Genomic DNA, 25,552 nt, shown 5'->3' with positions numbered 1-25,552 from the left:
CGATCTTGGCACGGCCCCCCGACACGACGGGGTGTCAGGTGACGGTGACGACCGGGGGCCGGTCCACCAGGCTGACCTCCGTGGTGACGGGGACGAACCCGTCGCCGTCCACCAGGAACTGGGTCAGGCCCGCTCCCGAGTCGGGGATCCCGCAACGGGCCAGCATGGTGCCGACGATCTGCCGGCTCATCACCCCCAGCTCCCCCAGCGGCCGGTTCCGATGCTTGCGCACACCGAGGTTGACCTGGGCGATCGCGTCGATACCGAGCCGGTCGTAGGTGTCGAGCAGCAGCCCGATCTCGACGCCGTACCCGGGCGCGAACGGCACCGCCGACAGCAGTTCCCGGGTCCCGGCGTACTCACCGCCCAGGGGCTGCAGCACGCATGTCAGCTCCGGTCGCAGCGCCGCGAGCAGGGGCCGCGCCACCAGTTCGGTGACCCGTCCGCCGCCGTTGGCCTCCTCGGCGCCGCTGACCCGGAGCGGGCGACGGTAATAGCCCTTGACCAGGTGGATGCCGTCGCCGGTGAGCAGTGGCCCGAGCAGCTTCGGGACGAACGCCGGGTCGGGCTCGAGCAGATCCGAATCGACGAACGCGATGAGGTCACCGGTGGTGGCCGCGACGGACCGCCACAGCACCTCGCCCTTGCCGGGCACCGGGGCGAGGCCCGGGACCGCCTCCTCCCGCGAGAGCACCCGCGCACCGGCACTGCGGGCTCGCTCCGCCGTGCGGTCGGTGGACCCCGAGTCCAGAACGATCAGCTCGTCCACCAACCCGCCGAGGAGCGGATGGATGGTGTCCACCACCCCCGCGACGGTCGCCTCCTCGTCGAGCGCCGGCAGCACCACCGATACGGTCCGGCCGCGTTTGGCGCGTTCCAGTTCGGAAATGCTCCAGCCGGGCTCGTCCCAGCTGTTCGCCTCGGCCCAGGGCCGGGTGAACGCCCCGGCCGACGGCCCTGTCACCGCCGTGCTCATGCCAGCCCCCTGACGGTGCGCGCCGGGGGCCGGGTTCCGGCGACGGCCGCCACCATGTCCACCACGCGCCGGGTCGCCGCCACCTCGTGCACCCGGAACATCCGCGCGCCTGCTGCGGCCGCAAGTGCTGTCGCTGCCAATGTGCCCTCCAACCGGTCGGCGAGTTCCACCCCCAGAGTCTCCCCGATGAAGTCCTTGTTGCTCAGCGCCATGAGCACCGGCCACCCGGTATTTACGAGAACGTCCACGTGCCGCAACAACTCGAGGCCGTGGAAGGTGTTCTTGCCGAAATCGTGCGTCGGATCGATGAGGATGGAGTCGCCGGGCACTCCGGCCTTCGCGGCCCGCTCGGCCGCGGCGACGATCTCCCGGGTCACCTCGGCGACGACGTCGGTGTAGCGCACGCGGTGCGGCCGGGTGCGCGGGACCGCACCCCCGGTGTGCGAGCAGACGATGCCCGCGCCGAGTTCGGCGGCGACGGACACCAGTTCCGGGTCGGCACCCGCCCACGTGTCGTTGATCAGATCCGCGCCCTCGGCGAGCGCGCGTCGCGCGACGTCGCTGCGCCAGGTGTCGACGCTGACGAGCAGCCGGGGGTGCCGGGCCCGGATCGCCGCGACGAACGGCACCACCCGTCGCGTCTCCTCTGCTGCGTCGACCACCTCACCGGGGCCGGCCTTCACGCCGCCGATGTCGACGAGGTCCGCACCCTCGGCCACGGCCCGGTCCACGGCGGCCATCGCGGCCTCGTCGGTGAAGGTCGCACCCCGGTCGTAGAAGGAGTCCGGGGTGCGGTTGACGATTGCCATCACCAGGGCCCGGTCGGTGGCGACCGGGCGGCCGCAGAGGGTCGGCGAGACGGTGACGGAAGCGGTCATGGATCCATCCTGGCATGCACGCCGGGCGGCCGAATCCGAGCGGTGAACCGGAATCCGCCCTCCGCACGGCGTGGGCGGATTCCGGACGCCCGCGCGAATCGCAGGTGCGGCGACGGAACTCAGCCCGCCGGCAGCTCGCCACCGGCGACGGACTCGACGTAGCCGTCGTATGCGGGCCGGTAGCCCTCGTCCGGTCCGGTGAGCACGTACACCGGATCCTCACCGGTGTCGGTGTAGCCCTGCTTGCGCAGGTCCACCTTGCGGCTCTTGAACGTCGAGGTGTGCTCGAGTTCGTCGACGATCCGGACGAACAGCGGCACCGCGTACGACGGCAGCGCCCGGTACAGCTGCGCCGCGACTGCGGCCCCGTCGAACTCGGCGCCCTCGTGGAGCGTGACCGCGGCCATCCCGGCCCGGCCGTCGGTGCCGGGGATCTCGACCCCGTAGACCACCGCCTGCGAGATCGACTCGCTCGCCGACACGGCCGCCTCGACCTCCGTGGTGGCGACGTTCTCGCCCTTCCACCGGAAGGTGTCACCGAGACGGTCGACGAACGCGACGTGCATGAAGCCCTGACTGCGGACGAGATCGCCGGTGTCGAACCAGGTGTCGCCGTCCTCGAAGCCGTCGCGGACCAGCTTGGACTCGCTCGCGTCCGGATCGGTGTAACCGTCGAACGGGGCGCGGTCGGTGACCTTCGCCAGCAGCAGGCCCACCTCGCCGCGCCCGACCCGGCGCAGCCGGCCGTCCGGTCCCCGCAGCGCCTTGCCGGTCTCGTGGTCGTAGTCGACCACGGCATACGGCAGTGGGCAGATTCCCGCGGTGCGCGGCTGGTTCAGGGCGTTGACGAACGCGATGTTGCACTCGCTCGCACCGTAGAACTCGGCGACGCGGGCGATGCCGAACCGCTCGGTGAACTCGGTCCAGATCTCGGCGCGCAGTCCGTTGCCGACCATCAACCGGATGCCGTGATCGCGGTCGTCGGGCGACGGCGGCTGGTTCAGCAGGTAGCGACAGATCTCGCCGATGTAGACGAACGCCGTCGCGTCGTTGCGTTTCGCGTCGGCCCAGAAGCCGGTGGCGGAGAACTTGCGGCCGAGCGCGAACGTGGCCCCGGCTGCGAGCACCGACGACAGCGACACGGTGAGCGCGTTGTTGTGGTACAGCGGCAGGCAGCAGTACAGGGTGTCGTCGCGGCGCAGCCGGACACCGAGGCTGCCCAGGCCGGACATGGACTTCAGCCAGCGGTAGTGGGTCATCCGGCTGGCCTTGGGCATGCCCGTGGTGCCCGAGGTGAAGATGAAGAAGGCGGTCTCCTTCGCCTGCAGGCGCTCGGTGACGGCGGGGTTCGCGGAGTCGGCGGCGACGGCGAGGTCGTCGAGTTCGCCGACGCGCAGCACCTTTCCGGCCGGTGGCGGCCCGTCGAGGGATTCCAGGGCCTCCTCGCACTCCTCGCCGACCACGAGGACCCGGCTGTCGAGCAGGTCGAGGCTGTGCGCGAGGACCTCCCCGCGCTGATGGTGATTGAGCATGCCGGCCGCGGCACCGAGCTTGACCGTGGCGAGCGCGACGAGCAACGCCTCCGGGCGGTTCTTCATCAACACGGCGACGACGTCGCCAGTGCGCACACCCTGCGCGGTGAGGACGGCCGCGTAGCGGTTGACCTGCGCATTGGCGTCGCCGTAGCTGAGGGCGTCGCCCTCGAAGCGCAGGAACGGCCGGTCCGGGTTCCGCTCGGCCAGGCGTTGGAACACCGACCCGATCGACTCGCGCGCCTCCGGACGCCGGGTCAGGCCCGCCGCGCCGCGCAGCAGGCTCGGTACGTCGGGCAGCATTCGCGGAAGCTGGGTGGCGAGACCCACCAGGGAGATGGTCGAACCGGACTCGGGCATGGCATCCTTCGTGGCGGTGGACAACAACTTACTGCAGAGTAAGCAACCGCGGCGCGTTGCGGAAGCCCCTCACCCGGCGCACCGGTCGAGCGCGTCCTCGACGTCCTCGGTGAGCTGCAGGTCGTCGAGGGCGCGACGATTGACGAAGCCGGTCGGCACCATCGACTCGAGCCAGTCCAGCAGTCCCCGGTAGTGCCCCACCGGATCGAGCAGCACCACCGGCTTGGTGTGCATGCCCAGGTAGCCGGCCGTCCACGTCTCGAACAGTTCCTCGAGGGTGCCGATCCCGCCGGGCAGCGCGACGAACGCGTCGGCCCGCTCCTCCATCACCTGCTTCCGCTGGCGCATCGTGTCGGTGACGATCAGCTCGTCGGCGTCGACGTCGGCGACCTCACGGTGCACCAGCGCCTTGGGGATCACGCCGACGGTGTGCCCGCCCGCGGCCCGGGTGGCCTCCGCCAGCGCGCCCATCATCGACACGTTGCCGCCGCCGGAGACCAGCTGCCAGCCGCGTCGTCCGATGGCGGTCCCCACCGCCGCCGCCAGCTCGAGGTAGGAGTCCCCGACGGGACCGGAGGCACAATAGACGCACACCGCCCGCGCCTCGACCGCGCGCTCGCCGCCGACGCCCTCGACCGGATCGAACCCGCTCACCACGACCCGCCCTCCCCGTACAGCGCCGACTCGTCCTGACCGCGATGGGCATCGACCACGATCTGCACCGCCTCCTCGACACTGTCGGTCAGATACAGCAGGTCGAGGTCGCCCGGCGAGATCCGCCCCTCGCCGATCATCGACTGCCGGATCCACTCGACCAGCCCCGCCCAGTAGTGGGTGCCGAGCAGCACGATGGGAAACCTGGTGATCTTGCGGGTCTGGACCAGCGTGAGCGCCTCGAACAGCTCGTCGAGGGTTCCGAATCCGCCGGGCAGACAGACGAATGCCTGGGAGTACTTCACGAACATCGTCTTGCGGGCGAAGAAGTAGCGGAAGTTCAGTCCGAGGTCGACCCACTCGTTGAGGGCCTGCTCGAACGGCAGTTCGATGCCGAGGCCGATCGAGAATCCCCCCGACTCGCTCGCACCGCGGTTGGCGGCCTCCATCGCCCCCGGCCCCCCACCGGTGACCACCGCATAGCCGGCCGCCGCCAAGGCGGCCCCGAGGGCGCGTCCGGTGACGTACTCGGGGTGGTCGACGGGGGTGCGGGCCGACCCGAACACCGCCACCGCGCGCGGCACCTCGGCCAGCGCCCCGAAGCCCTCGACGAACTCGCTCTGGATGCGCAGCACCCGCCACGGATCGGTGTGCACCCAGTCCGACGGACCCCGGCGATCGAGGAGCCGCTGGTCCATCGTCGTGGTCTCGGCCGCCCGGTCACGGCGCAGCTGGACGGGACCGCGGTGCACCACGTCGGCACTCGCACGGTCGCGGGATCCGGGGTCGGTGTCGCGCGCCATGCGCTCAGATTAGGGGATGCGGCACACCGCGCCTGCCGCATCCGACGCTGTGCGCGTCAGCCGGCGAGGTACCTGCGCAGCGTGTCGGCGACCTCGGTGATCTGTCCCACGGGCACGTGCTCGTCCCGGGTGTGCGCGAGGTTCGGATCGCCGGGACCGTAGTTGACCGCCGGGATCCCCAGCGCGGCGAACCGCGCGACGTCCGTCCACCCGTACTTGGCCCGGAACCGGCCGCCGGCCGCGGCGACGAGGTCCGCCGCGGTGGGGTGGGCCAGGCCGGGCAGCGCGCCGGGCGAACTGTCGGTGAGCTCGAGGGTGACGTCGAGACCGTCGAACACCTCTCGCACGTGCGCGAGCGCCTGCTCGACCGTGCGGTCGGGCGCGAACCGGAAGTTGACGTCGAGGTCCGCGGCGTCGGGCACCACGTTGCCGGCGACACCGCCGGCGATCCGCACCGCGGACAGACCCTCGCGGTAGACGCAGCCGTCGATGTCCACCGAGCGCGGTTCGTAGGCCGCGAGCCGCCCGAGCACCGGGGCCAGCCGGTGGATCGCGTTGTCTCCCAGCCAGGACCGCGCCGAATGCGCCCGCACCCCGCTCGCCGCGATCCGCACCCGCAGGGTGCCCTGGCAGCCCGCCTCGATCTGGCCGGCCGTCGGTTCGCCGAGGATCGCCACGTCCGCGTCCAGCCAGTCGCGCAGGTCCCGTTCGATGCGGCCGAGACCGTTGTGCACCGCGGCGATCTCCTCGCAGTCGTAGAACACCAGGGTCAGATCGTGCGCCGGCTCGGCGATCGTGGCGGCCAGGTGCAGGAACACCGCGTCGCCCGACTTCATGTCGGCCGTGCCGCACCCGTACAGCAACTCCCCCGCGCGCCGCGACGGCACGTTGTCCGCGATGGGCACGGTGTCGAGGTGACCGGCCAGCAACACCCGGCTCGGCCGCCCGAGGCGGGTGCGGGCGAGAACCGCGTTACCACTGCGGACGATCTCGAAACCGGTGGTCTGGGTGCGCAGCGCCTGTTCGACGGACTCGGCGATCACCGCCTCGTCCCGGGAGACACTGGGGATGTCCACCAGGGCAGCGGTCAGCTCGATCGGATCGGCATGCAGGTCCAGGTGCGGTGCAGACATGCAAGAACAATACGTGGGGCGATTTACCAGGCCGTCCGCGAGAACGACGACGCCTCGCGTACGCTTCTCGACCGTGAGTGCACAGGGAGCATCAGCAGTAGGCATCGCCAACATCGCGGCGGACGGCACCGTTCTCGACACCTGGTACCCGGCCCCCGAGCTCGGCGAATTCACCGAAACGGGCACGTCCCGGCTCGAGGGCACGGACATTCCCTCCGACTTCGCGCTGCTCGTCGGCCCCGACGAGGCGCGGGAGGTCGAGCAGGTCGCGGTCCGCACCACGATCGCCGACCTGTCCCGGCCGCCGGCCGACACCCACGATGCCTACCTGCGGCTGCACCTGCTGTCGCACCGCCTCGTCCGGCCGCACGGCACCAACCTCGACGGTGTGTTCGGCCTGCTCGCCAATGTCGTGTGGACCAACTACGGCCCGTGCGCCGTGGACAACTTCGAACTGGTGCGTTCGCGCCTGCGTATCCGGGGGCCCGTGGCCGTGTACGGCGTCGACAAGTTCCCCCGCATGGTCGACTACGTCGTGCCGTCCGGGGTGCGCATCGCCGACGCCGACCGTGTCCGTCTCGGCGCGCACCTCGCTTCCGGCACCACCGTCATGCACGAGGGCTTCGTCAACTTCAACGCGGGCACCCTCGGCAACTCGATGGTCGAGGGCCGCATCTCCGCCGGGGTCGTCGTCGACGACGGCTCCGACATCGGTGGGGGTGCGTCGATCATGGGCACCCTGTCCGGCGGCGGCAAGGAGGTCATCTCCATCGGCAAGCGATGCCTGCTCGGCGCCAATGCCGGTGTGGGCATCTCCCTCGGCGACGACTGCATCGTCGAGGCCGGCCTGTACGTCACCGCCGGCACCAAGGTCACCGGTCCCGACGGCACCGTCGTCAAGGCCAAGGACCTCAACGGCCGTTCCAACCTGATGCTGCGCCGCAACTCGGTCAGCGGCGCCGTCGAGGTGGTCCCCACCAAGGGCACCGGCGTCGAACTGAATGCGGCGCTGCACGCCAACGACTGAGTCAGAGAAACCGATCGTGTCGAAAACCGAGCACACCCTCACCGAAGCCGACCACCTCGAGCACGGACTCAAGGTCCGGCACCTGACGATGATGGGACTCGGTTCCGCGATCGGCGCAGGCCTGTTCCTCGGGTCCGGCGTCGGCATCGCCGCCGCCGGGCCCGCGGTGATCGTCTCCTACGTCCTCGCCGGCATCATGATCGTCTTCGTGATGCGCATGCTCGGCGAGATGGGGGCGGCTCTTCCGGCCAGCGGATCCTTCTCCCACTACGCCCGCATCGGCATCGGCGAATGGGCCGGGTTCACGATGGGCTGGCTCTACTGGTTCATGCTGATCATGGTCCTGGGCGTGGAGATCACCGGCGCCTCGGCGATCGTGAGCAGCTGGCTGCCGGGTGTGCCGCAATGGGTCGTGGCCCTGGTGTTCGTCACGTTCTTCGCGGTGGTGAACCTCGCGAAGGTTGCCAACTTCGGCGAGTTCGAGTTCTGGTTCGCGGCGCTGAAGGTCGCGGTCATCATCGCCTTCCTCGTCATCGGAGTGCTGCTGGTGTTCGGCCTGCTGCCGGACACCGAGCCGGTGGGGCTGACCCACCTGCTCGGCGACGGCGACGGATTCGCACCCAACGGCCTCGCCGGCATCGCCGCCGGCCTGCTGGCCGTCGCCTTCGCCTTCGGCGGCATCGAGATCGTCACCATCGCCGCGGCCGAGTCGCGCGACCCCGAGCGGTCCATCGCGACCGCGGTGCGCACCGTCGTATGGCGTATCAGCCTGTTCTACCTCGGCTCGATCTCGATCATGGTGCTGGTGCTGCCGTGGACGTCCGCGAGCGGTGAGACCTCGCCGTTCGTCAGTGTCCTCGACATCGCCGGCCTCCCCTACGTGTCGGGTTTCATGGAGCTCGTCGTGGTGATCGCCCTGCTGTCGGCCTTCAACGCCAACGTCTACGGCACCTCACGCATGGCCTACTCCCTCGCCCGGGGCGGCGACGGTCCGACCGTGCTCGCGAAGCTCTCCCGCACGGGCGTCCCCCGCAACGCCGTGCTGCTGTCCGTGTTCTTCGGATTCGTCTCGGTCCTGCTGAACTGGTGGCTGCCCGAGGACATCCTCGGCATCCTGCTCAACGCGGTCGGCTCCGCCCTGCTGGCGATCTGGATCTTCGTCGTCGTCTCCCACCTGCGGCTGCGGCCGACCCTGGAACAGGAGGGCCGCCTCACCGTCCGGATGTGGGCGTTCCCCTACCTGAGCTGGCTCACCCTCGGCATGCTCGGCGCGTTCATCGTGCTCATGTTGTTCGATCCCGCCGCCCGGATCCAGCTCGCCTCGACGGCTGTGCTGTTCCTGTTCATCGCCGCGGTGTCGCAACTGTGGCAGCGCCGCGCCCGCGCGAGAGTGCAGTAGTCCGGGTTCCCGCCGGCGACCTTCAGCGCTCGCCCCGGTCGGCGAGCGCGTTGACGAAGACGTTCGCGATGTCCGCGGGGTCGCGCGCGACGTAGCTCGAGCCGCTGGTCACCCGGGAGATCTCGGCGAGGGTCCGCGCGTCCGCGTCCTCCGTGATGCCGATCGTCACGACGATCACCGGCCGCGCCGGATCCTGCTCACGCGCGAGGATGTCGAGGAGCTGCGCCTCGGTGATGCTGTCGGGGTCCTCGTTCGCGCCGTCGGTGAGGACGATGACGCTGTTGACCGCGCGCGGGTCGTAGCTCCGCTGGACGGCACGGAACGCCGCGAGGGTCGTGTCGTACAGGCCGGTGCCGCCGCCGACCAGACCGGGCACCTTCTCCGCCTGGGCCGCCATCACCTCCCGCTGGGTGCGCCCGTCGACATCGGTGTCGTACCGCCGGATCGGCACCAGCTCGACGTAGTCCTGGCCCTCGCCGCCGAGGTTCTGCGAGAAGGCCCACAGTCCCGCCGAGACGCTGTCGGGGAACATCGCATTGCCCGCGAGGGCGGCCCGCACCGTCAGGTCCATGCGGGTGCCGTCACCGGCCGGGAACTGCATCGAACCGGACACGTCGATCGCGACGAGCGTGCGGATCGGCAGTGCCATCAACGACCAGGCGCCGAGCGCCTCCTCCGCCATCGCCTCGTCCCGCAGCGACAGCAGCGGCACACCCCCGATGCCGCGCCCTTCGGGCAGCGGCTCGCCGTCGGGGCCGCGGAATCCCTCGTCGTGGAGCACCTCGAGGGCGTCCTCCGTGCCCAGCACGTCGACCAGCACCCGCGCGGCGTCCGTCGCGCGATGGTGCCGGTCGGGGACGGGCGACGTCACCACCACCGGGTATTCCAGCAGGATGCTGCCGTTCGCCGGTACCCGGCTCTCGAGAGCGGACTCGTTCGCCTCCGAGAACGCCAGCACCTGCTGCTCGGTGGAGATTCCGACAGCGTCGTCGGCACCGGCCGCGGCCAGTAGGTCCGCACCGCTGGGTGCCTCCTCGGTGCGAATGCTCTCCTGCTGAGCCAGCGGCACCATCGCGGTCCGCACCGTGCCGACCGCGACGGGGTCGTCCTGGGTCTCCGCCAGGGCCGCCCGGATCGGGGCGGCGGCCACCCCGGTGCGGAGCGGATTGCCCAGCACCAGATCGGGAATCGCCAGGGCGGCCCGCCAGGTGGGCACCTCCGGAACCTGCCCGGGCGGTCCCACCAGGACCGCGGGGGTGCTCGCGACCGCGCCCGCGATCATCTGTACCGGCCCGGCGGCAGTCGGTGCCGCACGGCTCGCCCACCAGCGGGCGTCCGGAATCCACAGGTCGGGCGCGTCGATTCCCTTGCCGAGCAACCCGGCGACGTCACCCGGTTCGGCGGCGTCGACCGTGAACTCGTAGCACCGCGTGTCCGCGCCCCCCGACAGAACGGAACTCACAGCCGGTTCGATGCTCGGGGCGACGGCGAGGCTGTACTGCTCGACGGTGTCGCATCCGCCGGCCAGGGCACGGACCACGCCGACACCGGCCGCCGCGAACGCCACGACCGCCACCCCGACGAGTACGACTACCCGGGTCGATCGGCCGTCACGTGTCGTCCGCGCACTGTGGCGGCCTCCTGCCATCTGGTCCTCCCCTGCCGGTGCCGGGCCGCGCGGCACACACCGTCGTCATGATCTGCGCCACATCGTAACGGTCCGGTCTCACGTGCCGTCCCGAGGTGGGCCGCCGGTTTCCGCGCCGGCCTGGAGCCGTCGCGCGACCAGGGCGGCGTGCAGATGCCGCAGCCCGGAGGGGACGGTCGGGTCGAAGCCGGTGAGCTGCGCGACGCGCTTGAGCCGGTAGTCCACGGTGTTGGCGTGCACGTGCAGGCTCCGGGCGGTGCGCTGGCGGCTCAGTTCGTGGGCGATGTGGGTTTCGAGGGTCTCCACCAGCTCGGGCGCGTGGGTCAGCGGATCGAGCACCCGCACGAGATGCTCGCGGGCCGGCCCGGGGCGGGTCAGCTGGTATTCGAATGCCAGGTCCTGCATCCGGTACACGCCTGCGGGCCGGCGCAGGTGACCGACCAGTTCGAGCAGTTCGTGTGCCTGGTGGGCCGCGGCGGGAATACCCGGGACGTCCGACTCGACGAGCGACATCGTCACCGGCACCCCGGCGGCACGGGCGACCCGCTCGTAGAGCACGGTGCGGATGTGCTCGTCCGGGGTGTCGCCGAGCAGCACGGTGCCGCCCTCGGGTCCGAGCATGGTCAGCTGCCGGCCGTCGCACACCCGGTCCAGTTCGGTCTCGAGCCGCCGCAGGGTGCGCCGGGCGACGACCTCCGGCCGCACGTGCGGGTTGCGCTCGTCCGGATGCCGGTCGAGCCGCACCCCGAGCACCGTGTACCGCTCGGCCAGCTCGAGCCCGCACCGGCGCGCGACGGCGGCGGCGTCCTGCCCGCCGAGCAGGGCGGTCACGAGTTCCTGGGCCGCGACGTCGCGGTTGCGGCGCATCGCCTCGAGCTCGGCGACGAACCCGGTCGTCGCGGCGACGGTGACGTGTTCGAGCAGCGCCATCCACAGCCGCGACGCGGTCGCGACCGATTCGACGTCGCCCTCCCGGGCCCGGGCGGTGACGAGTTCCCAGCCGAGCCGGATGCCCTCGTGGTAGATCCGCAGCATGTATTCCAGCCGGAATCCCGCGCGCGCCCACTGGGCGGCGCTGCTGCGCAGCTCCGACAGATCGGAGTCGGTCGGCAGCTCGCCCGTGTCGAGCACCTGGATCGCCAGGCGCAGGCACCGGACGGTGATCTCCGTGACGTCGCCGCGCAGGGTGTCGCCCGGCTCCAGGGAACACGGCGCGACGTTGTCCGCGAAGTGCGCGACCAGTTTGCGGGCGACCGCGCGCAGGTCGCGCAGCGGGACCGAGGCGGGCCTTCCGTCGACGACGAACGCCACCCCGGGCCTGGAACCGAATTCGGACACCGACATTCCGCGGAACCCCCCATGACTCCGGAAAGAGAACGATCTTACTCTGCCGTAGGAAGGTACGTGCCCTGCGCGAATCGGACAAGGCCCGCGGCGACGTGGCTCACACTCGGAGCCGTCGCCGGGGGTGCGGTCAGGTCAGCAGCTGCTTCTTCTGGACCTTGCCCATCGCGTTGCGCGGGAGGGTGTCCACCACGCGCACCTCGCGCGGGCGCTTGTGCACGGAGAGCTGACGGGCCACGAGCTCGATCAGCGCGGCCGGGTCGACGGCCGGGCCGCCCGGTGCGGGCACCACGAACGCGACGATGCGCTGGCCCAGATCGTCGTCGGGGACTCCCACCACCGCGACCTCCCGTACGGACGGATCGCCGAGCAGCACGGTTTCGATCTCGCCGGCCCCGACCCGGAACCCGCCGGACTTGATCAGGTCCGTCGACTCGCGGCCGACGATGCGGTGGAACCCACCTGCGTCGATCGCCGCGACATCACCGGTGACGAACCACCCGTCCGGGGTCCAGGCCGCGGCTGTGGCGTCGGGACGGTTCAGATAGCCGTCGAACAACATCGGTCCGCGCACCTGCAGTCCGCCGATGCTCTCCCCGTCGTGGGGGACGTCGTGGCCGTGCTCGTCGCGCAGCCGGGTCTCGACACCGCGCACCGGGGTACCCACCCATCCGGGACGGCGCTCCCCGTCGGTCCGGGTGCTCAGCGTCAGCATCGTCTCGCTCATCCCGTACCGCTCGATCGGGGTGAGTCCCGTCAGCTCGCGCAGGCGCTCGAACACGGGGACGGGCAGCGGCGCACTGCCGGACACGAGCAGCCGCGCGCCGCTCAGGGCCTTCGCGGACTCCTCGTCCTCGACCACGCGCGACCACACCGTCGGCACCCCGAAGTACAGGGTGCCGTGGGCCTGGGCGTACGCCTCCGGGGTGGGCCTGCCGGTGTGGACGAGCCGGCTGCCGACGCGCAGCGGACCGAGCACTCCGAGGATCAGGCCGTGCACGTGGAACAGGGGCAGCCCGTGCACCAGGGTGTCGCGTTCGGTCCAGTCCCATGCCTCGGCCAGGGCGTCGATTCCGGCCGCGATCGCACGGCGGCTCAGCAGCACGCCCTTCGGTGCCCCGGTGGTGCCGGAGGTGTACAGCACGAACGCCGTGCGGGACGGATCGGGTTCCGGGTGGCTGTGCCAGTCGCGGGCGTGCAGCCGCACCGGCACCACGGGCAGGCCGGGCTCGTCCGGCGCGTCCCCGAGCCACGCCTGCGCGCCCGAGTCGCGCAGGATGTGCTCGCGTTCTGCGGGACCGGAGTCCGGTGGCACCGGGACGACGGTGACCCCGGCCAGCAGGCAGCCCACGACCGCGACCACCGTGGTCGCCGTCGGCGCGGCGAGCACCGCGAGACGTTCGGCTCCGCCGATGCGGCGGGCGAGGGCGCCGGCCGCGCCGAGGATGTCGCTGCGCGAGAGCGTGTGGCCGTCGATGCGGACGGCGTCGGGCAGGTCGTCGCCGCGCGCGACGGCCAGAGGGTTGAGGGAACGAAGCAGCGAAGACACGTCGGTCAGGATCGCACAGCCGCCGAGAGGACGGCGCGGCGCGGCGGCGCCACCGTCCCGAGCACCGCACCGAGCAGCGCACCGACGAGGACGGCCACGCCGTGCCCGTCCCCGGCCGCCACCAGCACCGCGCCGGCGAGGCAGCTGCCGACGGCGGCCGCGAGCACGGCGCCGCGGGCACCGACCGCCAGCCACAGACCCGCGATCGACCCGGCGACCGCGAACGACACACCGGAGCTGCCCGCCCCGGTCGACGGGGAGACGAACGCGGTGAACAGTCCGAACAGCAGCTGGCTCACCGCGAACAACCCGATCGCCCGGCCCGGCCCCCACACCCGCACCGCGACGGTCGCGACGACGGCGAGGAGGACCAGGTTGACGAGGGTGAGGAGCACGCCGCCGTCCTGCACGAGCACCGAGGTCAGGACCCGCCACCATTCCTCCTCGGCACGGATCCGCAGCGGGTCGCGGCCGAACGTTCCGAGCAGTGACGGCACGGCCAGGCGCAGCAGCGACGGGACCGCGACGACGAGCCACAGCACCAGCGCCGTCACCGGCGGTGGCCACAGCAGCCGCCCCGGCGGCACCGCGAGTCGACGCTGGGCGAGCAGCACCGCGAGCGCCGCGACGAGGGCGAGCAGGAGCACCGAACCGGGGGCGGCGTCGGAGGTGCTCACGGGCGTCAATGTACCTGCGGACGTACCCGGCGTCCGGTTCCGGCGACGGCGGGTCCGCTCTCCCGGCGCCGGGTCGTCAACCCCGTGACACCACCGAGCGCAGGAAGAACTTCAGGTTCGAGGGCCGCTCCGCGAGCCGCCGCATCAGGTAGCCGTACCACTGCGCCCCGTAGGGGACGTACACCCGCATGCGGTGCCCGGCATCGGCGAGCCGACGCTGTTCGAGGTCGCGGATCCCGTACAGCATCTGATGCTCGAATCCGTCCGGGCCGCGGGCGTACTCGGCGGCGAGCGGTCCCGCGGCCGCCACGATCGCCGGGTCGTGCGAGGCCACCATCGGATAACCCTGCCCGGCCATGAGTACCCGCAGGCAGCGCAGGTACGAGGCGTCCACCTCGGCGGCGTCCTGGTACGCCACCGACGCCGGTTCGCGGTAGGCGCCCTTGCACAGCCGCACCCGCGAGCCCGGGCCGGACAGCTCCCGGCAGTCCGACTCGGTGCGGTGCAGGTAGGCCTGCAGCACGGCACCCACCCACGGGTAGTCCGCACGCAGCCGCCGCACGATCGACAGGGTGGCGTCGGTGGTGGTGTGGTCCTCGGCGTCGACGGTGACCCACACCCCCGCCTCGGCGGCGGCCGCACAGATCTGCCGGGCGTGCCCGAGCGCGACGGCGGGACCTTCGGCGCCGAGCGCCAGACCCAACGCGGTGAGCTTGACCGACACCTCCACCGCCGGCACCGGGCCGCCGGCCCCGGACGACGAAGCCAGGTCGGCGATCAGCGCCTCGTACTCCGCGACGATCGCCCGGGCCTGCGCACGGTCGGTGGTGTCCTCGCCGAGATGGTCGATGCTCACCGAACGCCCCGTGTCGAGCAGGGCCTTCGTCGCTGCCAAGGCGTCGGCGCGGGTGTCGCCGGCGACGAACCGGTCCACGAGCCGCCGGGTGGGCGGCGCCGCGGTGACCAGCGCCCGGACGCGCGACGACTTGGCTGCCGCGAGGATCACCGGTCGCAGCGGGTTCGACGCCAGCCGCGGCAACGCCCGCGACGGCGCGGGCGGCGCCGGCACCGGTTTCGCCGAGACCACGGACCTCACCCGCCCTTCATGTGCGGATACCGGTAGTCGGTGGGCGGCACGAACGTCTCCTTGATCGTCCGCGCCGACACCCAGCGCAGCAGGTTCAGCGGCGAGCCCGCCTTGTCGTCCGTGCCGGACGCCCGTCCCCCGCCGAAGGGCTGCTGCCCCACCACCGCGCCGGTGGGCTTGTCGTTGACGTAGAAGTTGCCGGCCGCGAACCGCAGCGCGGCGGTGGCCTCCTCGACCGCCGCACGGTCCTCGGCGATCACCGAACCGGTGAGCGCGTAGGGGGCGCCCCGGTCGACGAGGTCGAGCACGCGTCCCCATGCGTCCGGCTCCGCGTTGTCGTAGACGTACACGCTCAGCACCGGGCCGAAGTACTCCGTGCACATCGCCTCGTCACCCGGATCGTCGGTGAGCAGGACGGTGGGCCGCACGAACCAGCCGACCCACTGGTCGTACCCACCGCCCACGGCGATCTCGATCGACTCGCGGTCGCGGGCCCGCTCGAGCGCGCCGACGACCTTCTCGTAGGCGGTCCGGTCGATCAGGGCGCCCCCGAAGTTCGACAGATCGGTCACGTCGCCGTAGGTCAGGCTCTCGACCTCGTCGAGGAACTCGGTGCGCATGCGCCGCCACAGGGAGCGGGGCACGAACGCCCGCGAGGCCGCCGAGCACTTCTGACCCTGGTATTCGAAGGCTCCCCGGATCAGGGCCGTGGACAGCACGCCCGGATCGGCCGACGGATGCGCGAGGACGAAGTCCTTGCCGCCGGTCTCCCCCACCAGCCGCGGATACGTGCGGTAGCCGTCGATGTGGGCCCCGACCTCCCGCCACAGGTGCTGGAACGTCCGGGTCGAGCCGGTGAAGTGGATACCGGCCAGCCGCGGGTCGCGCAGGAGCACCTCCGACGCGACCCGGCCGTCCCCGGTGATCAGGTTGATCACGCCGGGCGGCATCCCCGCCGCCTCGAGCAGGCGCATCGTCCAGTACGCCGCCAGGGACTGCGTCGGTGCGGGCTTCCACACCACGGTGTTGCCCAGCAGCGCCGGAGCGGTGGGCAGGTTCCCGGCGATCGCGGTGAAGTTGAACGGGGTGATCGCGTACACGAATCCCTCGAGCGGCCGGTAGTCCATCCGGTTCCACACGCCGGGCGACGAGTACGGCTGGTCGGCGAGCAGGGCGCGGGCGAAGTGCACGTTGAAGCGCCAGAAGTCGACGAGTTCGCACGGCGCGTCGATCTCCGCCTGCTGCACCGACTTGGACTGCCCGAGCATGGTCGCGGCCGCGACGGTCTCCCGCCACGGCCCGGCGAGCAGGTCGGCGGCCCGCAGCAGCACGGCCGCGCGGGCGTCGAACGACATCTCCCGCCACGCGGGAGCCGCGGCCGTCGCCGCCTCGACGGCCGCCGTCGCGTCCGCGGGGGTGGCGTTGCGCAGCGTGCCGAGCACCGCACGATGGTTGTGGGGCTGCACGATGTCGAAGCGATCGCCCTCACCGTGCACGTGCTCGCCTCCGAGGACGTGCGAGACGTCCACCGGTTCGGCCGCGAGCTCCTTCAGCTTGGCGGTGAGACGCTCCCGCTCCGGGCTGCCGGGAGCGTAGGTGTGGACCGGCTCGTTGGCCGGCGCAGGAACTGCAGTGACGGCGTCCATGGGGCCTCCCTGGGCCCAGGGTAGCGCCGAACACCGCCCTGCATACGGCAATCCTGCTCGGGCAACGGCGCTTCCGCTGCTCGGCGGTGGTGGATCCACCGCCGAGCACGGCTCACGCCAGTCGTTGCGCGGCGGCGGCGATCCGCTCGTCCGAGGCGGTCAGCGCGATCCGCACGTGCTGGACGCCCCCGGGACCGTAGAACTCACCGGGTGCCACGAGGATCCCGCGTTCGGCGAACCAGTCGACCGTCGCGCGGCACTCCTCGCCCCGGCCGGCCCACAGGTACAGGCCGGCCTCGGAATGGTCGACGGTGAACCCGGCGCCCCGGACGGCCGCGAGCAGGATCTCGCGGCGCGCGCGGTACAGCTCGCGTTGCGCGTTCTCGTGTCCGTCGTCGTTCAGGGCGGCGGTCATCGCCGACTGGATCGGCAGCGGCACCATCATCCCGGCGTGCTTGCGCACCTCGAGCAGGTCGGCGACGAGTCCGGCGTCGCCGGTGACGAAGCCGGCCCGGTAGCTGGCCAGGTTGGACGTCTTCGACAGCGAGTGCACGGCGAGCAGGTTGGTGTGGTCGCCGTCGCACACGCTCGGGTGCAGGACGGACAGCGCCTCACCCTCCCAGGTCAGGCCCAGGTAGCACTCGTCGGAGACGACGATCGCGTCGCGGCTGCGGGCCCAGTCCACCACCTTGCGCAGGTGTTCGAGGCCGAGCACCTTGCCCGTGGGGTTCGACGGCGAGTTCACGAACACCAGCGCCGCGCCCTCGGGTCCCAGCCGGTTGAGCCCGTCGGCACGGATGATCCGGGTGCCCGCGAGCAGGGCGCCCACCTCGTACGTCGGGTACGCCAGTTCGGGGATCACCACGAGGTCACCGCCGCCGAGGCCGAGGAGGCTCGGCAGCCAGGCGATCATCTCCTTGGTGCCGACGGCGGGCAGGATCGCGGACTCGTCGATGCCGGTGACGCCGTAGCGGCGGGCCAGCGCCCCGACGGCGGCGGCCCGCAGCTCGTCGGTGCCGTGCGTGGTCGGGTAGCCGGGCACGTCGGCGACGGCGAGCAGCGCGTCACGGATGATCGGTGCGACCGGATCGACGGGCGTGCCCACCGAGAGGTTGACGATGCCGTCCGGGTGCGCGGCCGCCTTCTCCTTCGCGGCGGTCAGCGAGTCCCACGGAAAGTCCGGCAGGCTCGCGGCCACCGAACGACGAGTGCGCGTCACGGTACCGCCGATCACTATTCCTCGCCCATGGGGGGCAGCGCCTTGACGAACGGCGGGTCGTAGTCGACCTTGCCGAGCTTGGCGGCGCCGCCCGGGGACCCGAGGTCGTCGAAGAAGTCGACGTTGGCCTTGACGTACGCGTTCCACTCGTCCGGCACGTCGTCCTCGTAGAAGATCGCCTCGACGGGGCACACCGGCTCGCAGGCACCGCAGTCCACGCACTCGTCCGGATGGATGTACAGCATGCGACCGCCCTCGTAGATGCAGTCCACCGGGCATTCTTCGATGCACGCCTTGTCCAACACGTCCACGCACGGTTCCGCAATCGTGTACGTCACTGGTGTTCTCCCTGCCTCTCTGGTAGCCCGCCGACCTGCACGGTCACGCCGAATCGGGGCGCGCTCCGCGTCCGTCGCCGTCCAGTATCCCCCGCCGCGGGCACCGCCCTCGGAGTTAGGGTGCCCTGACTAGCCCGGTTCCGGGTGGGCGGCCAGCCACTGCTGCCCGTCCGCCGCGGCCCGGGACAGGGCCGCCCGTTCACCGACGTATCCGGCCAGCGCCCCGACCAGCGGCAGCACCCCGAGCGCGCGCCACGCACCGGCCGGCTGCGGACGCCGTGCGAGTTCCGCGTTCACCGCCCGGAGCAGGTCGATCGTCGACCGCATCGGACGCCGCACCCACGACAGCGCCGTCCCGGCGTCGCCGCCCCCGGGGAGGTCGCGGCGGCACAGCACGGCCGCGAGCATCCGCACCTGCCGGTCGCGGTCGTCGATTCCCCGTTCCCGGGCGACGGCGAGCAGCACGACCGCCTGGTTGAGGAAGCCGAGGGCGTCCTGCAACGGCAGCATCCGGCCCAGCACGCCCAGCATCCCCGGGAACGCGACGGGCAGCGTCGAGACCGACCCGAGCCCGCCGATCCACCAGTTCACGCGCTCCCGTTCCGAGGCGTCCGCCCACGCCGCCGTGCCCGGCACGCGACCCGCGTCGAGCAGGGCCGCGGCCGCATCGAGCACCTGCCCGATCGCCGTCCGCTCCCGCACCGTCGGCGCGAAGGTGCGGGCCTTGAGCCCGAACGGGTCGAGGTACGCCAGGCCGAACAGCGGCCCGACACCGGCTGCGGTCGCGTCCAGAGCCGCCGCGACGACCCCGTCGCCCAGCCTGGGGGTCACGGGCGCGCCCCGCTCAGGGCGCCCCCGTCGACCGGCGCGTAGGCGGTGGTCCGTCGGCGGGCCGGCCGGCCGATCCCCTCGGCGATCGCCACGAGTTCGGCCACGGTCTTCTCCGAACCGTGCTGGGAACCGGCCATCCGGGAGATGGTCTCCTCCATCAGGGTGCCGCCGAGGTCGTTGGCTCCACCCTGCAGCATCGCCTGGGTACCGGCGACACCGAGCTTGACCCAGCTGGTCTGGATGTTGTCGATCCGGCCGTGCAGCATGATCCGGGCCAGCGCGTGCGCGGCGCGGTTGTCGCGCATCGTCGGTCCCGGCCGCGACGCGCCCGCCAGGTACAGCGGCGACGACTGGTGCACGAACGGCAGCAGCACGAACTCCGTGAACCCGCCGGTGCGGTCCTGGATCCCGCGCAGCACGTTCAGGTGCCCCACCCAGTGGTGCGGCTGGTCGACGTGGCCGTACATCATCGTCGAGCTGGACCGCAGCCCCACCTCGTGCGCGGTGGTGACCACCTCGACCCACTCCGCCGTCGGCAGCTTGCCCTTGGTCAGTACCCAGCGGACCTCGTCGTCGAGGATCTCCGCGGCGGTGCCGGGGATCGTGTCGAGGCCGGCCTCGCGCAACTCGGTCAGCCAGTCGCGCACCGACATGCCGCTGCGGGCGACGCCGTTGGCGATCTCCATCGGGGAGAACGCGTGCACGTGCATCGACGGCACCCGTTCCTTGACCGCGCGGACCAGGTCGGCGTAGCCGGTGACGGGCAGTTCCGGGTCGATCCCGCCCTGCATGCACACCTCGGTGGCGCCGGCGACGTGCGCCTCCCACGCGCGGTCCGCGACCTCGGACGTGGACAGGGTGAAGGCGTCGGCGTCACCCTTGCGCTGCGCGAACGCGCAGAACCGGCAGCCGGTGTAGCAGATGTTGGTGAAGTTGATGTTCCGGTTCACCACGTAGGTGACGTCGTCGCAGACCGTGTCGCGGCGCAGCTGATCGGCCAGCGCGACGACCGCCTCGAGACCCGGCCCGTCCGCGTGTGCGAGGGCGACGTACTGGGCGTCGGTGCATCCGGCCGGGTCCTTCTCGGCGGCGCGCAGCGCGGAGAGCACGTCCCCGTCCAACCGCACCGGGGCGTGCGCGCCGAGCGCAAGGACCTGCTCGCGCACGGTGTCCCAGTCGCCGAATGCGCTGCCGAGGTCGGAGCGGTACTCGGTGTTGCGACCGGTGACGTCGATCCCGGAGTTCAGATCCACGCGGCCGCTGGACTCCCAGTCGAGGTCGGGCTCCTGCCACGGGTGTCCCTGCGGGGTCACGTCCCGGGCCAGACCGGTCTCCGGGTCCGCCAGCGCTCGGACGTGAGCACCGATCCGCGGGTCGATCCACGGCTGCCCCGCCAGGACGTACTGCGGCTGGGCCGCGATCCGCTCGGTGAGGGTGAACCCGGCGTCGGCACTGAGCTGCGCGAGCAGATCCAGGTTCGGCCATGGCCGTTCCGGGTTGACGTGGTCCGGGGTCAGGGGTGAGACCCCGCCCCAGTCGTCGACGCCCGCGGCGAGCAGCGCACGGCACTCGTCGGCGGCGACGAGGTTCGGCGGCGCCTGGATGCGCACGGACGGTCCGAGCACGAGCCGGGCCACGGCGATCGCGGCCCGGAACTCGTCGAGCCCGGCGTCGTCGTGCTCGCGCATCGCGGTGTCGTCCTTGGCCCGGAAGTTCTGCACGATCACTTCCTGGATGTGCCCGAACGCCTTGTGGGACTTACGAATCGCCGCGATCGACTCGGCGCGCTCGGTGAGCGTCTCGCCGATACCGACGAGGATGCCGGTGGTGAACGGCACCGACAGCCGGCCCGCATCGGTGAGCACCTGCAGGCGCACCGCCGGATCCTTGTCGGGGCTGCCGTAGTGGCACTCGCCCTGCTCGGTGAACAACCGGGCCGACGTGGTCTCGAGCATCATGCCCATCGACGGGGCCACCGGCTTGAGCCGGGACATCTCGGCCCAGCTCATCACGCCGGGGTTCAGATGCGGCAGCAGCCCGGTCTCCTCGAGCACCCGGATCGCCATCGCGCGCACATAGTCGAGGGTCGAGTCGTAGCCCCGCTCGTCGAGCCACTGCCGCGCCTCGGGCCAGCGGTCCTCCGGCCGGTCACCGAGCGTGAAAAGTGCTTCCTTGCAACCCAATTCGGATCCACGCCGGGCGATGTCGAGGATCTCGTCGGGTTCGAGGTACATCCCGTGCCCGGCGGCGCGCAGCTTGCCCGGCACGGTCACGAACGTGCAGTAGTGGCAGCGGTCCCGGCACAGCCGGGTGATCGGCACGAACACCTTCCGGGAATACGTGACCGTGCCCGGCCGGCCCGCCGCGAGCAGACCGGCGTCGCGCACCCGGGCGGCCGAAGCGCACAGGTCCTCGAGGTCCGAACCACGCGCCGAGAGCAGGATCGCGGACTCGTCGACGTTGAGCGTCGCCCCGTCCCGCGCCCGGCGCAACGCCCGTCGCATGCCCGACGGCGACACTCGCGCCGGATCCGTCGCGGACGAGGCGGGCTCGCCCGCGCCGGCGCGGACCGTGGGCAGGGGCAACGTCGCGGGGGTGGCACCGTCGTGGGTCGAATCGGTCATTGGCCGATCATGCGCCACCCGCCGGACCCATGCCACCTCGGGGCCACGTCCCCGGCGCGCTCACTCGCGCGGATAGTCCTCGTCGCCCGGGACGACCCGGCTCTGTTCCAGAGCATCCGCAGGCTCCACCTCGAGCGGGACCGAGGTCACCTCGTCGTCGGCCGGTTCGTCCTCCGCCGGCATCTCCTGCTCGATCCGATCCGCTTCGGGCAGTTCCGTGAATTCGGTGGTCTCCGATGATTCGGTCACGGCGGTCCTCCTCCTCGTGTCGACTCCGAACCCGGGCGCAGCGTTGCCGGGTCTGCTCGCCGATCAGCTTAGCCTGGAACCGACAGGACACCACCGACGAGGAGAACCACGTGACCCGGGACGCTCCCCCGCCCACCGCCGTCGGCGATGCCGCCCCGCCGGCACCGGTGACCATGGCCGACCCGGCGTGGCGTCCCAGCCCGAAAGCGCGGCTGCTGTGGGCGGTGGGCGCGGCACTGCTGTGGGTACCGGTCGTCGCCGCCCAGGTGGTGTGGGCGATCGTCGACTCCGGCCGGTATCCGGGCTGGCACGTCGCCGCCGCCGTGGTCACCGCGGTTCTCGCCGTCGCGCACGTCGGCGTGATGCCGCTGTGGCGGTACCGGGTGCACCGCTGGGAGATCACCGACACCGCGGTGTACACGCGCTCGGGGTGGTTCACCCAGGAGCGCCGGATCGCGCCGATCTCCCGGATCCAGACCGTCGACACGGAGCGTGGGCCGCTCGACCGGTGGCTCGGTCTCGCCACCGTGACCGTCACCACCGCCTCGTCCGCCGGGGCCGTGGCGATCACCGCCCTCGACGTCGGGGTCGCCGACGCCACCGCCGCGCGGCTCACCGCGATCGCCGGCAGCAACCAGGCGGACGCCACGTGAGCGACGTCCCCGTCCCGCCGGCGCGGTCCGACGCCGCCGCCCTCGCCGCCGAGGCCGAGCAGCCGTGGTTGCGGCTCGATCCGCGGATGCTGCTGATCCATCCCGTCGAGGAGGTGCTGCGGTTGCTGCCCGTGCTCGTGGCGTCCGTGGTGCTCGGCAGCAGCAGCGGCAATCACGGCTGGGGCCTGGCGGTGGCGGTGCTGCTGGTGGGGATCGGCGTGCTGCGCTGGTTCACCACGACCTACCGGATCGGGCCGGTGCACGTGGAACTGCGCCGCGGCCTGCTGCAGCGCCAGCTGTTGTCGGTGCCGCGCAGCCGCATCCGGTCGGTGGACGTCGAGCAGCGTCTGCTGCACCGGCTGCTCGGGCTGGCGGTGGTCCGGCTCGGGACCGGGCAGCGCACCGGCGCCGGCCGGGACCGCAACCGGTTCGAGCTGAACGGCCTGGCGATCGGCGCCGTGCCGGCGCTGCGCGACGCCCTGCTCGGCACGCACCCGGGGACGCCGGCCGAGGAGCCCGGGGTGGTCGCACCCGCCGAAACCGAGGTCGCCCGGTTCCGGCCGGGCTGGGTGCGCTACGCCCCGTTCTCGACCACGGGGCTGGTCACCGTCGCGGCGGTGGTGGGACTGGCCTTCCAGTACGGACTCGCCGAGCGGCTCGGCGAGTCGGCCGCCGTCGAGCGTGGGCTGTCGTCGGTCGAGGCCACCGGGCCGTTCGTCGCCGCCGGGTTCGGCCTGCTCGTCCTCGTCGTAGTGGCGAGCCTGGTGGCGTGCGTGCGCTACGTGCTGCTCTATGCGGACCTGTCGGTCACCGACGACGGACGGATGCTGCGCGTGGGGCACGGCCTGCTGCGGCACCGGCACACCACCCTGGATCGGCGCCGTCTGCGCGGGGTGAGCCTGCGCGAGCCGCTGGCGCTGCGCCTGGTCGGCGGGGCCCGGCTCGATGCGGTGATGACCGGTGTCGCCGCCGAGCACGGCGAGTCGTCGTTGCTGCTGCCGCCCGCGCCGTCCGCCGAGGCGCGACGGGTCGCGGCGGCGGTGCTGCGCGACACCCGTCAGCTCGACGCACCGCTGCGTGCGCACGGGCCGGCGGCCCGGCGACGACGGTTCACCCGGGCGCTGCTGCCCGTGGCACTGGCCGTCGCGGCCGCCGCGGCGACGGTCGCGGTCACCGGCCGCACGGTGCCGGTGGCGGCGTGGATACCGGTGGTCGCGGTCGTCGCGACGGGGGCGGTGGGGCTGGCGTGGGATCGCTACCGCAGCCTGGGTCATGCCGTGCTCGGCGCCGGAACGGCGGACGCGCCGGCGTGGTTGATCACCCGCGGGGGCTCACTGGATCGGCGCCGCGTCTCGCTCGAGGCGGACGGCATCATCGGCTGGACGGTGCGGCAGTCGTTCTTCCAGCGCCGCGCGGGAGTGGCGACCGTCGTCGCCGCGACGCCGGCCGGCACGGGCCGCTACGAGGTCGTGGACCTTCCCGCGGAGCAGGCGTGGGCGCTGGTCGAGGCGGTCACACCCGGCGCCGGCGACGCCTGGGTGCGACGATGAACCCGGACATCGGGCGGCCACGCGACCTGGCCACGCTCGACGCCTGCCTGATCGAGTGCCGGGCCTGCCCCCGCCTGGTCGCGTGGCGCGAGCAGGTGGGCCGGGAGAAGCGTGCCGCATTCCGCGACGAGGAGTACTGGGCGCGTCCCGTGCCCGGGTTCGGTCCGGCGGACGCGTCCCTGCTGATCGTCGGCCTCGCGCCGGCCGCGCACGGCGGCAACCGGACCGGGCGGATGTTCACCGGCGACCGCTCGGGCGACTTCCTCTACGCCGCGCTGCACGCGGCGGGCCTGGCGTCGCAGCCCACCGCGACGCACCGCGGCGACGGCCTCGAGCTGTTCGGCACCCGCGTCACGTCGCCGGTGCACTGCGCGCCCCCGGCCAACCGGCCGACGCCGCAGGAACGGGACACGTGCCGCACCTGGCTCGACGCGGAGCTGCAGCTGCTGACGCCGACGCTGCGCTCGATCGTGGTGCTCGGCGGCTTCGGATGGCAGGCGCTGTTCCCGGTGCTCGACGACGCCGGCTGGGTCGTGCCGCGTCCGCGCCCCCGATTCGGGCACGGGGCGGGGGTGGAACTGCTGCCGCGCGGTGACGCCGCGGACCGCGGGCCGTTACACGTGTTCGGGTGCTATCACGTGAGCCAGCAGAACACGTTCACCGGCCGGCTCACCCCGGCCATGCTCACCGCCGTGCTCACGGACGCGGCGCGGGCTGCCGGACTGCACTCGTGAGGGCGGCCATGCGCACGACGAACAGGTACAACCCGGCGGGGGCCACGGCACCGACCGGCAGCAGCAGGGTCCGCCAGTCGGCGACGAGGAGCTGATCGCCGCCGGGACCGCCGGCCAGGCACAGGACGAATCCGACGATCCACGCCAGCAGCGGCCACGCCGCGCGCGAGGTGGATCCGGTTTCGGCGCGCATCGCCATCACCAGCAGCACGTTCGCCGCGCCGGCCAGCACGATCGTGATCGGGAACGGCACCGTGCCGATGTACAGGCCGAGGAAGAACACGGACAGCAGCGCGCAGAGGAAGCCGTCGAAGGTCAGCAGCGCGACGATGCCCGTACGCGGCGTCGCCGCCGGGGGCGCGGAGGCCTGCGTGGCGGTGGTGGCGGGATCGACCGTCATGGTTCGATAGTGCGCCACGGGCGCGGGTCCGTGGGCACCGGGTCCCGGCCGATCACGGCACGGGCGGGTAGCCCATGAGCGTGAGCACGTGGCTGGCCTGGTCCGCGAAGCCGTAGAGCGCCTGGTAGTAGGCGGCATTGATCTGGTCCGCGTAGGGACGCAACGAATCGACGAATGCGACGATCTGGTTCTGGACGGACCAGTTGTACATCGAAACCCTCTCGTGTGATCGCGATCACCT

24 protein-coding genes are annotated in these 25,552 nt (G+C 72.1%); 5 read left to right on the top strand and 19 right to left on the bottom strand.

What is annotated here, in order from left to right; all coding sequences use genetic code 11:
* Nucleotides 1–34 precede the first annotated feature (34 nt).
* The 6 genes from F1734_RS09020 to dapE all read right to left on the bottom strand — a co-directional run bounded on the left by F1734_RS09020 (nt 35) and on the right by dapE (nt 6,336).
* Nucleotides 35–976, bottom strand: coding sequence for a glucosyl-3-phosphoglycerate synthase (locus F1734_RS09020; RefSeq protein ID WP_010592455.1), 942 nt, complete (start codon nt 974–976; stop codon nt 35–37).
* Nucleotides 973–1,854, bottom strand: coding sequence for a dihydropteroate synthase (folP, locus tag F1734_RS09015; RefSeq protein ID WP_010592456.1), 882 nt, complete (start codon nt 1,852–1,854; stop codon nt 973–975). The genes F1734_RS09020 and folP overlap by 4 nt, the downstream gene beginning before the upstream one ends.
* Nucleotides 1,855–1,973: 119 nt before the next feature.
* Nucleotides 1,974–3,746 (bottom strand): long-chain-acyl-CoA synthetase, encoded by a 1,773-nt coding sequence (locus F1734_RS09010; protein ID WP_010592457.1) that lies wholly within the window; start codon nt 3,744–3,746, stop codon nt 1,974–1,976.
* 69 nt (nt 3,747–3,815) lie between these two features.
* Nucleotides 3,816–4,403 carry an LOG family protein gene (locus F1734_RS09005; protein WP_010592458.1) on the bottom strand — a complete coding sequence of 196 codons (588 nt, stop codon included), beginning with the start codon at nt 4,401–4,403 and terminating at the stop codon, nt 3,816–3,818.
* The gene (locus F1734_RS09000) at nt 4,397–5,203 is read right to left on the bottom strand and encodes an LOG family protein (RefSeq protein ID WP_010592459.1); all 807 of its coding nucleotides are present in this window, start codon (nt 5,201–5,203) and stop codon (nt 4,397–4,399) included. Before F1734_RS09000 ends, F1734_RS09005 begins: the two co-directional genes overlap by 7 nt.
* Nucleotides 5,204–5,259: 56 nt before the next feature.
* Nucleotides 5,260–6,336: a succinyl-diaminopimelate desuccinylase gene (gene dapE, locus F1734_RS08995; RefSeq protein WP_017680204.1), complete on the bottom strand. Its 1,077-nt coding sequence runs from the start codon at nt 6,334–6,336 to the stop codon at nt 5,260–5,262.
* A gap of 73 nt (nt 6,337–6,409) precedes the next feature.
* Between dapE and dapD the strand changes: the two genes are divergently transcribed.
* Together dapD and F1734_RS08985 are read left to right on the top strand one after the other, a co-directional pair.
* Entirely contained in the window at nt 6,410–7,363 is a 954-nt protein-coding gene (gene dapD / locus F1734_RS08990) for a 2,3,4,5-tetrahydropyridine-2,6-dicarboxylate N-succinyltransferase (RefSeq protein WP_010592461.1), read from the top strand.
* 16 nt (nt 7,364–7,379) lie between these two features.
* Nucleotides 7,380–8,762 carry an amino acid permease gene (locus tag F1734_RS08985; RefSeq protein WP_010592462.1) on the top strand — a complete coding sequence of 461 codons (1,383 nt, stop codon included), beginning with the start codon at nt 7,380–7,382 and terminating at the stop codon, nt 8,760–8,762.
* Nucleotides 8,763–8,784: 22 nt separating this feature from the next.
* Here F1734_RS08985 and F1734_RS08980 read toward each other — a convergent pair whose 3' ends face one another.
* From F1734_RS08980 to F1734_RS08930, 11 genes are all read right to left on the bottom strand, one after another.
* Nucleotides 8,785–10,338 (bottom strand): substrate-binding domain-containing protein, encoded by a 1,554-nt coding sequence (locus F1734_RS08980; RefSeq protein ID WP_010592463.1) that lies wholly within the window; start codon nt 10,336–10,338, stop codon nt 8,785–8,787.
* A gap of 150 nt (nt 10,339–10,488) precedes the next feature.
* On the bottom strand, nt 10,489–11,754 hold the full coding sequence (locus F1734_RS08975; RefSeq protein WP_010592464.1) for a PucR family transcriptional regulator: 1,266 nt from the start codon (nt 11,752–11,754) through the stop codon (nt 10,489–10,491).
* 130 nt (nt 11,755–11,884) lie between these two features.
* The gene (locus tag F1734_RS08970; RefSeq protein ID WP_102030846.1) at nt 11,885–13,303 is read right to left on the bottom strand and encodes an acyl-CoA synthetase; all 1,419 of its coding nucleotides are present in this window, start codon (nt 13,301–13,303) and stop codon (nt 11,885–11,887) included.
* A gap of 5 nt (nt 13,304–13,308) precedes the next feature.
* Nucleotides 13,309–13,980 carry a rhomboid family intramembrane serine protease gene (locus F1734_RS08965; RefSeq protein ID WP_017680207.1) on the bottom strand — a complete coding sequence of 224 codons (672 nt, stop codon included), beginning with the start codon at nt 13,978–13,980 and terminating at the stop codon, nt 13,309–13,311.
* A 76-nt stretch (nt 13,981–14,056) separates the two neighbouring features.
* Nucleotides 14,057–15,076 (bottom strand): proline dehydrogenase family protein, encoded by a 1,020-nt coding sequence (locus tag F1734_RS08960; RefSeq protein ID WP_048771766.1) that lies wholly within the window; start codon nt 15,074–15,076, stop codon nt 14,057–14,059.
* Nucleotides 15,073–16,713, bottom strand: coding sequence for an L-glutamate gamma-semialdehyde dehydrogenase (gene pruA / locus F1734_RS08955; protein ID WP_203011535.1), 1,641 nt, complete (start codon nt 16,711–16,713; stop codon nt 15,073–15,075). The genes F1734_RS08960 and pruA overlap by 4 nt, the downstream gene beginning before the upstream one ends.
* A 112-nt stretch (nt 16,714–16,825) precedes the next feature.
* Nucleotides 16,826–17,947 (bottom strand): succinyldiaminopimelate transaminase, encoded by a 1,122-nt coding sequence (gene dapC / locus F1734_RS08950; protein WP_017680209.1) that lies wholly within the window; start codon nt 17,945–17,947, stop codon nt 16,826–16,828.
* Complete coding sequence (gene fdxA, locus F1734_RS08945; protein ID WP_003936066.1) at nt 17,947–18,270, bottom strand: ferredoxin; 324 nt, start codon at nt 18,268–18,270, stop codon at nt 17,947–17,949. The genes dapC and fdxA overlap by 1 nt, the downstream gene beginning before the upstream one ends.
* 129 nt (nt 18,271–18,399) lie before the next feature.
* On the bottom strand, nt 18,400–19,101 hold the full coding sequence (locus tag F1734_RS08940) for a hypothetical protein (protein ID WP_017680211.1): 702 nt from the start codon (nt 19,099–19,101) through the stop codon (nt 18,400–18,402).
* Nucleotides 19,098–21,725 carry a bifunctional FO biosynthesis protein CofGH gene (locus F1734_RS08935; protein ID WP_203011534.1) on the bottom strand — a complete coding sequence of 876 codons (2,628 nt, stop codon included), beginning with the start codon at nt 21,723–21,725 and terminating at the stop codon, nt 19,098–19,100. The genes F1734_RS08940 and F1734_RS08935 overlap by 4 nt, the downstream gene beginning before the upstream one ends.
* 60 nt (nt 21,726–21,785) lie before the next feature.
* Nucleotides 21,786–21,974, bottom strand: coding sequence for a hypothetical protein (locus F1734_RS08930; RefSeq protein WP_010592472.1), 189 nt, complete (start codon nt 21,972–21,974; stop codon nt 21,786–21,788).
* Nucleotides 21,975–22,084: 110 nt separating this feature from the next.
* On the opposite strand from F1734_RS08930, the gene F1734_RS08925 reads away from it, so the two are divergent.
* The 3 genes from F1734_RS08925 to F1734_RS08915 are packed head-to-tail and all read left to right on the top strand — an operon-like array spanning nt 22,085 to nt 24,911.
* Nucleotides 22,085–22,627, top strand: coding sequence for a PH domain-containing protein (locus tag F1734_RS08925; protein ID WP_010592473.1), 543 nt, complete (start codon nt 22,085–22,087; stop codon nt 22,625–22,627).
* Complete coding sequence (locus tag F1734_RS08920; protein ID WP_017680212.1) at nt 22,624–24,177, top strand: PH domain-containing protein; 1,554 nt, start codon at nt 22,624–22,626, stop codon at nt 24,175–24,177. Before F1734_RS08925 ends, F1734_RS08920 begins: the two co-directional genes overlap by 4 nt.
* Entirely contained in the window at nt 24,174–24,911 is a 738-nt protein-coding gene (locus F1734_RS08915; RefSeq protein ID WP_010592476.1) for a uracil-DNA glycosylase, read from the top strand. Before F1734_RS08920 ends, F1734_RS08915 begins: the two co-directional genes overlap by 4 nt.
* Here the strand turns inward: F1734_RS08915 and F1734_RS08910 are convergent.
* On the bottom strand, nt 24,874–25,311 hold the full coding sequence (locus F1734_RS08910) for a hypothetical protein (protein WP_203011533.1): 438 nt from the start codon (nt 25,309–25,311) through the stop codon (nt 24,874–24,876). The two genes, F1734_RS08915 and F1734_RS08910, sit on opposite strands and share 38 nt — an antisense overlap.
* 52 nt (nt 25,312–25,363) lie before the next feature.
* A complete protein-coding gene (locus tag F1734_RS08905; protein ID WP_006933951.1) occupies nt 25,364–25,522 on the bottom strand; it encodes a hypothetical protein in 159 nt (52 codons plus the stop codon).
* Nucleotides 25,523–25,552 lie beyond the last annotated feature (30 nt).

This window comes from Rhodococcus ruber (assembly GCF_016804345.1).
GTDB classification, from domain to species: Bacteria; Actinomycetota; Actinomycetes; order Mycobacteriales; family Mycobacteriaceae; genus Rhodococcus; species Rhodococcus ruber.
This window is presented reverse-complemented; position numbering and strand designations above follow the sequence as displayed.

Excerpts from the sequence above, each read along its gene's own strand:
- F1734_RS09020 (WP_010592455.1), bottom strand. The coding sequence starts at position 976 with ATGAGCACGGCGGTGACAGGGCCGTCGGCCGGGGCGTTCACCCGGCCC.
- folP (WP_010592456.1), bottom strand. The coding sequence starts at position 1,854 with ATGACCGCTTCCGTCACCGTCTCGCCGACCCTCTGCGGCCGCCCGGTC.
- F1734_RS09010 (WP_010592457.1), bottom strand. The coding sequence starts at position 3,746 with ATGCCCGAGTCCGGTTCGACCATCTCCCTGGTGGGTCTCGCCACCCAG.
- F1734_RS09000 (WP_010592459.1), bottom strand. The coding sequence starts at position 5,203 with ATGGCGCGCGACACCGACCCCGGATCCCGCGACCGTGCGAGTGCCGAC.
- dapE (WP_017680204.1), bottom strand. The coding sequence starts at position 6,336 with ATGTCTGCACCGCACCTGGACCTGCATGCCGATCCGATCGAGCTGACC.
- F1734_RS08975 (WP_010592464.1), bottom strand. The coding sequence starts at position 11,754 with ATGTCGGTGTCCGAATTCGGTTCCAGGCCCGGGGTGGCGTTCGTCGTC.
- pruA (WP_203011535.1), bottom strand. The coding sequence starts at position 16,713 with ATGGACGCCGTCACTGCAGTTCCTGCGCCGGCCAACGAGCCGGTCCAC.
- F1734_RS08935 (WP_203011534.1), bottom strand. The coding sequence starts at position 21,725 with ATGACCGATTCGACCCACGACGGTGCCACCCCCGCGACGTTGCCCCTG.
- F1734_RS08915 (WP_010592476.1), top strand. The coding sequence starts at position 24,174 with ATGAACCCGGACATCGGGCGGCCACGCGACCTGGCCACGCTCGACGCC.
- F1734_RS08910 (WP_203011533.1), bottom strand. The coding sequence starts at position 25,311 with ATGACGGTCGATCCCGCCACCACCGCCACGCAGGCCTCCGCGCCCCCG.
- F1734_RS08905 (WP_006933951.1), bottom strand. The coding sequence starts at position 25,522 with ATGTACAACTGGTCCGTCCAGAACCAGATCGTCGCATTCGTCGATTCG.